This window comes from Armatimonadota bacterium (assembly GCA_016223145.1).
In the GTDB taxonomy this organism is placed as follows: domain Bacteria; phylum Armatimonadota; class Fimbriimonadia; order Fimbriimonadales; family Fimbriimonadaceae; genus Nitrosymbiomonas.
Genome location: JACRPN010000010.1, coordinates 46628 through 58419 on the forward strand (window position 1 = coordinate 46628; position 11792 = coordinate 58419).

The 11792-nt window shown below is 61.9% G+C and carries 7 protein-coding genes and 1 tRNA gene; 4 read left to right on the forward strand and 4 right to left on the reverse strand.

What is annotated here, in order from left to right:
* The first annotated feature begins 49 nt into the window (after positions 1-49).
* A complete protein-coding gene (locus HZC36_08540) occupies positions 50-2395 on the forward strand; it encodes a CocE/NonD family hydrolase (protein ID MBI5707022.1) in 2346 nt (781 codons plus the stop codon).
* A 282-nt stretch (positions 2396-2677) separates the two neighbouring features.
* Here the strand turns inward: HZC36_08540 and HZC36_08545 are convergent.
* Positions 2678-2753: transfer RNA gene (locus tag HZC36_08545), tRNA-Cys, on the reverse strand.
* A gap of 199 nt (positions 2754-2952) precedes the next feature.
* Between HZC36_08545 and HZC36_08550 the strand changes: the two genes are divergently transcribed.
* Positions 2953-4344 (forward strand): hypothetical protein, encoded by a 1392-nt coding sequence (locus HZC36_08550; GenBank protein MBI5707023.1) that lies wholly within the window; start codon positions 2953-2955, stop codon positions 4342-4344.
* A gap of 73 nt (positions 4345-4417) precedes the next feature.
* On the opposite strand, the gene HZC36_08555 is transcribed toward HZC36_08550, so the two are convergent.
* Positions 4418-5185, reverse strand: a complete 768-nt coding sequence (locus tag HZC36_08555; protein MBI5707024.1) for a hypothetical protein — start codon at positions 5183-5185, stop codon at positions 4418-4420.
* 44 nt (positions 5186-5229) lie between these two features.
* Between HZC36_08555 and HZC36_08560 the strand changes: the two genes are divergently transcribed.
* A complete protein-coding gene (locus HZC36_08560; GenBank protein ID MBI5707025.1) occupies positions 5230-6582 on the forward strand; it encodes a hypothetical protein in 1353 nt (450 codons plus the stop codon).
* Between the two features lie 30 nt (positions 6583-6612).
* The gene (locus tag HZC36_08565) at positions 6613-7878 is read left to right on the forward strand and encodes an MFS transporter (protein ID MBI5707026.1); all 1266 of its coding nucleotides are present in this window, start codon (positions 6613-6615) and stop codon (positions 7876-7878) included.
* 164 nt (positions 7879-8042) lie between these two features.
* On the opposite strand, the gene HZC36_08570 is transcribed toward HZC36_08565, so the two are convergent.
* Together HZC36_08570 and HZC36_08575 are read right to left on the reverse strand one after the other, a co-directional pair.
* On the reverse strand, positions 8043-9734 hold the full coding sequence (locus HZC36_08570) for a DUF4382 domain-containing protein (GenBank protein ID MBI5707027.1): 1692 nt from the start codon (positions 9732-9734) through the stop codon (positions 8043-8045).
* Between the two features lie 170 nt (positions 9735-9904).
* Complete coding sequence (locus HZC36_08575) at positions 9905-11596, reverse strand: DUF4382 domain-containing protein (GenBank protein MBI5707028.1); 1692 nt, start codon at positions 11594-11596, stop codon at positions 9905-9907.
* Positions 11597-11792 lie beyond the last annotated feature (196 nt).

The following is an 11792-nucleotide window of genomic DNA, read 5'->3' on the forward strand; positions in this document are numbered from 1 at the left end:
TCCAAACCCCGGCGCGTCATAGGTATCTTCCGGCTAGAGGGTCAATCCAATGCTTTCGCGTCTTCGCCTTGTCTTGCCAGTCGCCGCTGCGCTGCTGCTTTCTGCTTGGTGCAACGCCGATCGTTTCGAACTCAAGTTCACGTTTGGTGGGGCGCCCGCCGACCAGGAGGTCGTCGAGACAAAGCCCGACGGGAGCTTCGAATCCAAATCCTCGCTGTCCATTGCCGGAACGACCATCGAGAGCGCAATGACCGGCAAGATCGTTGGCGGAGTGCTCACCGAATTCGTTTTGAAGGAGAGCCGCGGCCCGCAGTCCTACACGCTCTCGGCCTCCGGCGAAAAGATGAAGGTGGAGGCAGGAGGAAAAACCCAAGAAGTCCCCTACAAGGCCCCAACCGTCTTCTTTGCCAATTTCCACCCGTGGCTTTCCTCTTCCGTAACGAAGGTCTATAGCATCCCGAAAGGTGGTGCGCAGGACGTTCAGGTCTACGTCATCGAGGCGGGTACGGCTCTAAAGTGCTCTGTGACGTTCAAGAAGTCCCGTGTCGTGCCCGTCGACGGCAAGAACCGCCTGGTTCAGACCTTCAGCCTTCGCTTCCCTACGATGGTCGAGATGGATCTGTCGGTCGTGGAGAACGGCCCCTTGGCGGCGTGGGACGTGCCTGCGCAGCGCATTCAGGCCGTCCTCAGGGGCTACGAGACATTGACCGTCGATCCGACGACGCTCATGAAGGAATTGAGCCAGCCGACCTATGGGGTCAAGGTGGACAAGGGCGTCAAGGTCAGGATGCGCGACGGCGTGACGCTGGTGGCCGACGTGATCCGGCCCGATGGCGAAGGGAAGTTCCCGGCGATCTTGGTTCGCACGCCTTATGGCCGTGCGGCGGCCGGCGCCGAAGGGGATTGGTGGGCCAAGCGCGGCTATGCCTATGTCGTGCAGGACGTTCGCGGCCGGTTCGATTCTGAGGGCAATTTCGAGCCGATGATGCGGGAGAAGAAGGACGGCTACGACACCTTGGATTGGGTTGCCAAACAGCCTTGGTCGGACGGCAAGGCGGGGATGATCGGAGGCAGCTATCTTGGATTTGTGCAGTGGGCTGCCGCCGTGACCAAGCACCCGGCGCTCAAGTGCATCGTGCCGCAGGTTTCACCACCGGACATGTTCTTCAACATCCCCTACGACCACGGCGTGTTCATGCTGTTTGGCGCGGTGTGGTGGGCCAACGTGGTCAAGGATAGAAGCTCCGTCGAGGTGGCCCTGAGCGGGCTCAAGGGCGCGGAGAAGCTGACGACGCTGCCGCTCTCGAAGGTGGACGACGCGATCTTCGGAAGGAGCATTCCCTTCTATGACAAGTGGCTGAAAATGGACACCTGGGCAGCCTTCAAAGACTCGAACTACCTGGAGGACCTGAAGGGCGTGACGATTCCTGCGCTGCATATCTCGGGCTGGTGGGATGGCGACGGGATCGGCACCAAGATGAACTGGGCCAAGATGCGTGAGCTTGGGCGCAAGAACCAGTGGCTGGTTTATGGTCCGTGGACCCATTTCTTCAACTCCAGTACGCGCCTTGGCGACGTGGATTACGGGCCGACGGCGGTCATCGATTTGCAGAGCCTGTATCTGCGCTGGTTCGACACCTGGCTAAAGGGCAAGAAGGTCGGGCTGGAAAGCGTGCCGAAGGTGCAGGCGTTCCTGATGGGCGCGAATGAATGGAAGACGCTTTCCGATTGGCCTGCACCCACTGCCAAGAAGACGACCTACTACTTCGCTTCGAGCGGGTCCGCCACGACCACGAAGCCCGGAAGGCTCTCGACGACCCGGTCGAACCGAGGGGCCAGGTCCGACAAATACACCTATGACCCCGCGATCGCAAAGGTCACTGGCAAAGAGGCCGACATTTCGGCGGCCACGACCGTTGCCGACCTCAGGGACGAGTCGGGCGGCGTGTTGATGTACCAGAGCGAGCCGATGAAGAAGTCGCTCGATATAATAGGGCCAATTCAAGCAAAGCTGTACTTTTCAACGAGCGCAAAGGACACCGATTTCTTCGTTACCTTGCTGGACATCGATGCGAAGGGCGTTGCCCGGGTGATTGGCCAACCAGGCAAAATCCGCGCGAAGTACTTGAAGGATTGGAACAAGCCCCAACTTCTGAAGCCGAACGCGATCTACAGCTTGGACGTAGAGCTTTGGGACACGGCGCACCGGTTCCTGCCTGGACACCGGATGGCGGTGCTGGTCAATAGCTCTGCCTTTCCGGGTTATGCCAGGAACCTAAACACTGGAGAGAGCTATGAGACGGGCACGAAGATGGTGAAAGCCACACAGACGATCTACCACTCTGTGAAACGCCCCAGCGGGATCACGTTCTACGTGCTGCCGAGCGGGAAATGAGGGGTTGTGGTGGGAGACTCTGAAAGAAGAGGAACAAAGGGGCGAAGCCCCCTCACCCGGTTCGCTACGTGCACCGGCCTCTCCCCTTTGGTGCGCGGCGGTGTGGGCCCCCACGCACCCTCCCGCACCTTCATGCGCCTTCGTGCTGAGCATCACAGCAATAAGAGCTCGGCCGGAGCCTCGCCCTCTAGAAGCGACCTTATTTCAGGCACCAGGCCCCGCGCCTCGGACCTCGGACCCAAGACCACTTCCCCAGGAGTCCAAGTGATTTGGGAGAAAAAGTGGAGGCGCCGAGCGGATTCGAACCGCTGAATGAGGGTTTTGCAGACCCTTCCCTTAACCACTTGGGTACGGCGCCGAGATGCAGATTGTATCCGAAATGCGGTGCGTTCTGGGGCTTCTCCGACGTCCTCAAGGCTAAGCCCACGGCTTAAGGCTCAAGGATGAGGGACGGAGAGCGAATTGGCTGAGATGACGTCAGGAAACGTCGTGACTTTGAGGAGGGGATGTCATAATTCTCGGCGCGGAGCCGTTTCGGCTCATGCGAGCGGCCACCGATGATTCAACCCACGGCGTCGAGCAGTGAAGCCCTCGCGGCGCCGTTGGCGTCGGCATCCGCGAACCCCTTTGCCAGCTTACCGGCCATCCTTCCGAACCCCCACAGAGGCGCTCTTGCCGCTCTTGGCGATTGGCGGCTGATCGCCTGGAACCTCGCGCTGATCGTGGCCGCACCGGTGTTGCTCTGTATGAAGCTGCGCAAGTACCTCAAGAAGCGGTTCAACTACGAGTTCAACCCAAAGCGGTGGTTTTTGAGCCAGGCTTCGCGCATTGAACCCGGCAAGCCGCACATCCTTTTTGTCGGCGCGACGTATGGCGAGGTCCGGCTTTGCGAGCCGCTGATCGAGGGCCTGCGCAGCGACCATCCTGAACTGCAGATCACGATCGCCACGCGAGATCGGCACACGATGGAGCAGTGGGCCATGCGCAGACCGGGCGACCGAATGGTGCTGTTGCCGTTTGATTTCATCTGGCCCGTAGCCAAGTTCCTCACCAGGGAGCGCCCGGACTATGTCGTCTTCTCCGAGATGTATTCGTTTCCTAACCTGGTGGTCGGGGCGAAGAGAATGGGCTCGAAACTGGCGGCGATCAACGCTCGCGCGAAGGACTTCGCCGGGCCGTCTCGCTATGAGCGCGGCTACTACCGCTGGATTCTGGGCCACTTCGACGCGATCGGTGTGCAAACGCAGAGCTATCGTGACCGGATTCTCAGGCTCTCGCGGAAGTTCGAGCCTGTGGTGACCGGCAATCTCAAGTTGGGCTTGGATACGCCCTCGCTCAGCGGCAAGGCCAAGCCATCGCTCCAAGCCTGGCTGCGCAAGGCGACGGGACTGCCGATCCTTGCCGCCGGCAGCAGCAGCACCGATGAGGAAGATGACTTCATCTTGAATGCCTTTGAGGAGGTCCGTCTGGCGGTGCCTTGCAGGCTGCTGTTTGCGCCAAGGAACTTGGCCCGCGCGCCCAAGCTCTTGCGCGATGCCGCCGATCGAGGCTTGACGATCAGCCGCAGGTCGCACGACGAGGCCGCCGGGGACTTGCTTCTGCTCGACACGATGGGCGAGCTGTCTCACGCATATTCGTTCGCGGTAGCGGCCTATGTTGGGGGTTCGCTGAACGGCATGGGCCACAACGTCCTCGAGCCCGCGCTCCACGGCATTCCGGTTTCGTATGGACCGCGGCGCGGGCACTTTGAGGACATTCAGAAGGCCTGTGAGGAGGCCGGCGTGGGGTTCCGGCTCAGCACATCGTCCGAGTTGGCGGCGCACTGGAAACAGGTTCTGACCGATGGGCCGTTTCGGGAAGCGGTCCGGGAGCGGGCGCCGCAGCTTATGCACGGGCGAAGGGCGCCAGTGGACAGCACCCTCTGGGTGCTGCGGCAGCTCTTTGTTTAGGGGATTGTGGAGAGCAAGCCTGTCTCCTCTTCGGGCATCGACTCTGTCGGGCGCCGGCACTCATGAACCGGCCCTATCGCCAAAGCCGTTCGATTTCGTCAGAGAGATAGCGCCAGTCTCGGATTCCCCAGATGGGGCTGCGCTTGAGGTGCCAGCGCCAGTAGCCCGGGTCTGCAAGCTGGTCGGGGCGAGGCTTTCCGTGAAATTTGAGGATCGCCGCCTCGGCCAGTTTCCTAGATGCCTGTGTTGGGTGAAGCCGCCGGAGCCTGCGAAGGCCCTTGTAGGATGCCACCATGCCCTTGGGCCAGGTGGCCACGAGCCGTTCGAGCCCATTCGCTTTGATCGCCGCGTCGGCGAAGTCTTGATCGCCTTTGAGCCGCACAGGATACTGCTTGCCCAAAGAGAAGTCGGAGAAGATCGCCGCGAGGCCCGCGTCTCGCCGAATGCGCATCACCGAAGTGTTGATGGTGTCCCACTCCCAGTCGTCGACCGCGATCAGGGGCTCGGGCCTGCCTTGAGCGAAATCGAGCAACGGAGAGAGGCTTGATTGGATCACGAGCGTCGTATCCAGGAAGAAGAACTCCGGATAGGGCCAACCTCCCTTGCGAAACAGCTTGAGCTTGTGCTGGGTGACGCGCATCTCGGTTCGCCAGGCAGCGTCTTGCTCGACCTCGATCTGCTCGATCGGCTCCTCGAATCGGCGCTCCCGGTCAGTGAGGCACGTGAGGCGAAACGGCTGCGGACAGTGCCTCTGGAGCATCCGATAGAGCCGCTCCACATAGAGGTCCGGAAGGCCCTCGCCCACCTGCAGGCACACAAACTCCGGGCCGGGCTCGGGCATAGGGCCAGTATACTTTCGGCCCTCATACACCCCGGCGCCCAAGCATGCAAGACCCCGAGCCAGCCCCAAAGTCACCCAGGACCGGCGATGCCGGAAGGCTGCGCGCCGTTTGGAGGGACCCTTGGCTCTTGGCGTTTTGCGTCGCGGAGGTCGTTTTGGCGCCAGTGCTTCTTGCCAACAAGCTGCAGCGCTACTTTCGCGGAAGGAAGCGCTATGAGTTCGACAGGGTGCGCTGGAGCTGCAAGAGCCCGAGCCCAGAGGCTACACGGGTCTGGCGCGAGTCAGCGGGACCGAGAGTCGTGTTCGCCGGGGTGAGCTTTGGCGAACTGCAAATCATGGAGCAGGCCGCGCGGGCGCTCGTGGCGGCTCGGCCCGACGTTGCCGTCGCTTACTGCGTGCGCGACCCCGCGTCTCGGGAAGGGCTGGCGAGGCGTTCACCGCCGATCCCCGTGCTGCCCTGGCCCTATGAAAACCCTCTCTCGATCTCTATTTGGCTTGAGCAATTCGATCCGAGCCTGGTGGTGTTCACTCAGAGTTTCCGGAACAGGCCGTTAGCGGTGGCGCTCAGGCGTTGGGGCTCGAAAGTGGCGCTACTGGATGGGATCGTGCATCCCCGGAGGTCGCTCTCGCATCGGCTTGGGATCGGGCTCTATCGGCACATTTTCCGTTCGTTCCACTTGATCCTGGTGCAGAACCGGAGCTCTCTGGAAGCCGCAGTGCCGTTCTTGGAGAAGGGGGCCCGGGTCGTGCTGGCTGGCGACATGAAGTTCGACGTGTCCATAGAGGCGCCTGATCGAGTCAGACTCGAATCCTTGAGGGAGTGGCTTTGCGCCGGCAATGATCCGGTTCTTGCGGCCGGAAGCACGGAGAGCGAGGCGGAGGAAGCAATGGTTCTGGAGGCGTTTTCAGTGATTCGGGCCAAGCGTCCAGCGCGCCTCCTCCTCGCCCCTCGGAAGGTGTCGCGGGGGCCCCGAATCGCCGAAATGGCCGCCGAGCTGGGGCTTTCCGCGAGCCTGCGCAGGTCCGAACAGCCCGGTGCGGAAGTGTGCGTACTTGACACCCTTGGAGAACTCAAAACGGCCTACTCCATGTGCTCCGCGGCCTACGTCGGCGGGAGCTTCGACGGCCACGGCCACAACATCCTGGAGCCTTTGGTTCACGGTGTGCCAACCTGTTACGGCATGAGGCGCGGGCACTTTGGGGTGATGCAGATGGCGTGTGAGCGAGAAGGTTTGGGACACAGGGTGCAAGGCTCAGCGGACCTCTTGTCTTTTTGGGAGAAGTGTTTGGATGAACCTGGCATGGCCATGGTGACCAAAGTCACGGTGGAGGGGCTCTTGGAGCGGGAAAGGGGCGCAACCGAACGCTCCGTACAGGAACTCCTCGCCCTTTTGTAGTCAATCCTGATTCTCGGGTACACCTTGGGTGTGCGCATCTTCCGACACAGAGACTTTGCCGTTCTCTGGACCGGAGCGCTCCTTTCCTTCTTCGGGTCCTCCATCCAGACCTTGGCTCAGGGCTGGTTCGTTTATGACCTGACCGGCGACAAGTCGAAGCTTGCGCTGGTCATGTTCTTCAACTTCCTGCCGATTTCGCTCATCGGGCCGTTCATGGGCGCTGTCGCCGACATGGTGGACAAACGAAAGGCCCTTATCGCGTGCCAGTTGGTGTTTGCCTCGACGGCGCTGTTTCTGGGTCTGGCGACGGCGTTCAAGTTCGTCACTTACGAGCAGATCCTCGCGATGGCGCTGATCAACGGCGTGGTGCAGTCGATCGAGATGCCTACGCGCCAGTCGATCGTCGGACGCGTGGTGCCGTTCGACGAGATGCCGAAGGCCGTACCGATTCAGGCGATGACCTTCAACATTGCGCGCATCGCGGGGCCGCTCGTTGGGGGCTATTTACTGTCGTGGTACGGCGTTTCGTTCTGTTACTTCGCGAATACCTTTACGTATACGGCGCTAATCTTCGCGGTCTTGGCGATTAGGGCAGACCTTCGGGCACACACGCGCGAGCCCCAGCCCATCAAGGACCTCATCACCGAAGGTGCTCGATACACGTGGGGCAACAAAGGGCTGCGTGTGCTCTTCATCCTCGAGGCCTCGGTGGCGGCGTTCGGGCTGCAATACGTCATGCTGATGCCGGCATTGGCGCGCGACCTTTGGCATCTCGACGAGCGCGGTTTGGGCCGTGTCACCGGCCTGATAGGCGTGGGCGCGATTCTCGGGCTCTTGATGGTTGCAAACATCCCCAAGCTCACCCTCAGGGTCCAGGCGATCCGCACCGCCATCACGCTCATGGGGGTCGCTCTGATCACGCTCGGGCTGACGAACGTGGTCTGGCTCTCCTACGCGATGGTGTTCGTGGCGGGCATGTGTACGCTGGTGCAATTCAACACCACCAACACCCTGTTCCAGGTTCTCTCGCCGCCTAGGCTTCGCGGCCGAGTACTGGCGATGCACATGTGGGGCCTGACGGGCCTCAGCCCGTTCGGATCACTCTTCTTCGGATGGCTGGCGCAGAGGTCCAGCATTCACGTCTCGCTGGTGAGCGGCGGCATTCTGGTGCTGGTCTGCAGTCTGTTTGGCTGGAGCCAGTCGCGGGTGCTGATGGCCACCGCGCAGGAGCACGAGGCCGACCCGAGCGGAGGCGATGAATTCGTGTTGGCGCAAGGCGGGGCCGCGGGAAGATAGGGAGCAGGTTCTCAGGTGTTCAGGTTGTCAGGTTTTCGGGTGGTCAGGTGTTCAGGTTTTCAGGTGTTCAGGTGATCAGGTGGACAGGATCGGGAGTCTAGATCAGCAGCCGATATCCCGACAACCCTGCAACCTGACCACCTGAAAACCCGAAAACCTCCTCCCTAGTCCTCCAGCTTCATTCGGGCGCATTTGAGCTTGTTGAGCGCGGCTTCATAAAGTCCTTTGACCTCGATCGTCGAGCCCACCTTGACGAGTTCGAAGAAATCTGCCCTTCCGATAGACTCCCCATCGGCGTTCTTGAAGGCCGTTCCTTCCAGAGCGATCGCGTTCACGTTCTTCCCGCTGAAAGCCTCGAACCCGCTCCACTCGGCAAGCGCAAACTCGAGCCTTCCATTCTCTGCGTCCACGTGGACCACGGTCCCACGCGCTTCGGCATCCTGGGCGCCGGCATCCTTAAGGCGAGCTTTGAGGGCGATGAGCGTGTCGCCGTCGAACGAACCCTTGACGGCCACTTTTGCGCCCACGCCTAATGCCTGGAAGAAGGCGGCCTTCTCCATGGCGGCGCCATCGGCGTTGAAGTACCGGGTGTCGTCGTTCGTTCCGATCGGCAACTGCTGGCCGGACGACCCCTGGAATCCCTCCCACTCCTTGAGTGACAGGACCCAGCTTCCGGCATCGGGGTTGGCGCTGACGACCAAGCCGAAAGCCTCGGCTTCCTCATGGCCATCTTCATCTTTGACGCGGACGCTCTTGGCCTCAAAGACCGCGTCTTCACCGCCCGAGTAGCTGCCTTCCGCGCCGACCTCGATGCCCGGATGCTGGGCGAGAATCGCGAAGAACTCGCCTTGGGTGAGGACCTGGCCGTGCCGCGACGTGAAGCGGGTGGCCAACGGGTCCACGTGGACTTTCACAGAATCGGAGCCCGGCATGAAGCCTTCGACCTCGCGGATCTTGACGAAGAAGGTCCCCGCGTCGCCGTTCCCATCAAACGAACTGCCCACGACGTGCTGAGGCTCGTCGTCCTCGTCCTTCTTGATCTTGACGGCCGTCGCGAGCACCGCACCCAATTCGGGTGAGAACACGCCGTCGACCTTCACGCGGTCTCCGTCCGCCAGCTTGGGGTTGGCGCTGCCGTCCCCGTTGAAAAACGCCGTGTTAGCGTCGGTGCGCACTTCGGTGCGCCAGCCGTGCTCGCCGTTCAGGGTGAACGCGAGGTTCGGCGCCTCGCCGCTGAGACCGGAGACGACGCCCTTGTATTCGTCGTGATCGTGCCGGTCGGGATCGTCGAGGCCGTTCTTGCTCCCTTCGACGACCTTGGCGCCCTGCACCAGCGCGCCGTCATCCCACCAATCGGAGAGCTTGAAATCGAGCACGATGTGGTTCTCGCCGTTCGACACGTCGACCGGGGCCGAGAAGGTCACGTCGAGGACCTTGTCGCCGCCCGCGTTCAGGTCGGCGAACTCCCTGTTCAAGCCGGTGGGCGAGCCGGTCGGGAAAAGCACGACCTCTTTGGCTAGCGTGATCCTGACTCCGGTGTAGGTCCCGTTGGGGAGCTTGTGCTCGCCAAGGAACATAAACCTGGACTGCCCGTTTTTGCTGAGGGCGCGCACGTTGACCTCTCTGCCGGCGGGGTCTTCAAAGGCGACCGTGGAGCTCGAGGCTCCAATCGCTTCGACCTTCTTGACGCTGACCCACACGCCGTCGTAACCGGCGTTGAGGTCATCGGTGAGGAACAGGCTGGCTTCGGCCGAGGCTGTGCCACCGCCTCCTCCGCCGCATCCGGCGAGGACGAGCGCCGACAAAACGGCGAAAGCGACGGCAAGGAGCCGCAGAAGTGGGGGGATTTTCGTCACGACAGCGGCCTTATGCAACTATGGGACCCTCAATCCCCAGGGGTTAATGCGGGATTGGGGCGCGTGAGGGTGCGTGAGGAGGGTGAGAGTGGTGAGGGTGCGTGGGAGGGAGACGTCGGGCTATGAGAGAGCCGCTGCCTTGCCGTTCTCACGGCAAGGCAGCGGCGCGATCAGTCGTCCATCTTCACACGGACGGCGGTGATCGTCTGAGTGGAGCTGCTGTAGGTGCCTTTGACCTCGACCGTGTCCCCGGCGCCCACCAGCGCGAAGAACTGGTCTCTCGTCACGGTGTTTCCGTCCTTGTCCCGGAAGTTCGTGGTTGCGCCGGCGTCCACGTGAACTGCCAACCCGTGCGAACCGGAGAAGCCGAACCACTCCATCAGTGAGATGTCGATCACGAACGAACCGCCGTTGACCGCCGTGACCGTCCCCTTGGCTTCGGCCTCGTTCGATCCCAGGTCTTCGATCTTGATTCGCATCGCCGCAATCGTTCCGGCAGTGTAGTCACCCTTGACCTCGATCTTCTTGCCAACCGTCGCCGCCGCGAAGAACTGTTCCTTCGTCAGGCTCGCGCCGTTGTCGTCCATGAAGTGCGTGTTGCCGTCGGTGGTGATCGCGAGGACCGCGCCGGAAGAACTCTGGAAGCCCTCCCACTCGATGACGCTGATGTTCATCGTTCCCGCGGCTCCGTCGGCCGCCGTCACCGTTCCCTTGGCCTCGGCCTCGCCCGATTCGTCCTCGTTCTCGTCCTCGATCTTCAGCGACGTGGCTTCGAGGATGGTCTCAGCTCCGTTGGACACGGTTCCCTCGGCCTCAACCTCGATACCGGGGTTCGCTGCGAGAACCGCGAAAAACTCCGCCGAGGTGAGCACCAGGCCGCCGTGAGAACGGAACCGGGTCGTGGCCGGGTCGGCGTGCACCTTGATCGTTGAGGAATCGGGGACGAACCCCTCTGACTCGCGGATATCCACGACGAGCGTGCCATTGGCCTCGTCGAGGTTCGAACTCGGGCCCTTGACTTGGTGGGGATCTTCAGACTCGGAGCCCTTGATCTTGATCGAAGCGGCCGCCAGAGATGAGGTGCCGGGATCGAAGACGCCGCGAACTTCGACGCGCTTGCCGTTGGCGAGCGAAGGGTTCGTGGCGCCGTTGCCGTTATAGATCGCCGTCGAAGCATCGGTGGTGACGGTGATCGTGTTTCCAGCCCGGCTGTTCAGCGTAAAGGTGAGCGCGGGCGCCGTTCCGGTGAGCCCGGTGATCGTGCCGTGATAGTCGTCCTCCTCGTGGCGGGCAGGATCGTCGAGGCCCGAGGTGGAGCCATCGTCGATCGAGGCGCTCTGGACCTTTGTGCCGTCATCGGTCCACTTCGAAAGATCGAAGTCGAGGACCATTCGGGTCTTTGCGGCGCCCACCGACTTTGAGGCTGAAAACACCACGTCGATGACTTTTAGGCCAGACCCGTTCAGGCCGGCAAACTCGCGGTTCTGTCCAGTGGTTGCACCGGTGGGAAAGAGCACGAGGTCCTTTTTCATCGTCACGCGCGCCCCGGTGTAGTCCCCTGCGGGAACCTTGTCGTCGCCAAGGTGAAGGAACTGCTGCGTGCCCGATTGGTTCAGCGCGCGAACGTCCACAACCTTGCCCGTCGAGTCGTCGAACACGACCGTCGAGCCGCTCGCAGAGATCAGTTCGACCCGGGTGATGGCCACCCAGACCGAGTCATACCCCGCGTTGAGATCGTCCGTCATGAACATGCTGACCGCGCCCGAGACGGCGCCGCCCCCGCCTCCGCCTCCACCGCAGCCGGCGATCAATGCCACCACCACGAGGGATAGCAGCCAGCCAATAAGGGTTCTGAGTTTCACTTGCTTGGTTCTCCTTGTGCCCTGCCCGCCGCCCCTGCGCCGCCTCTGTGGGTACCAGCGCGCCGGATCCAGGATAAGGGCCTACAGCTTCAAGAAGGACGTGGCGAGGGCGCCTGATACAAGCACGCTGGGAATAGCTGAATGTGAGCGGTTCACCGGCACGGCTTCGGCCCATGGAACCGGCGAGCGGTAGAAT

Bases quoted from the DNA above. Each gene is read 5' to 3' on its own strand.
- HZC36_08540 (MBI5707022.1), top strand. From the start codon at position 50: ATGCTTTCGCGTCTTCGCCTTGTCTTGCCAGTCGCCGCTGCGCTGCTG.
- HZC36_08550 (MBI5707023.1), top strand. From the start codon at position 2,953: ATGATTCAACCCACGGCGTCGAGCAGTGAAGCCCTCGCGGCGCCGTTG.
- HZC36_08555 (MBI5707024.1), bottom strand. From the start codon at position 5,185: ATGCCCGAGCCCGGCCCGGAGTTTGTGTGCCTGCAGGTGGGCGAGGGC.
- HZC36_08560 (MBI5707025.1), top strand. From the start codon at position 5,230: ATGCAAGACCCCGAGCCAGCCCCAAAGTCACCCAGGACCGGCGATGCC.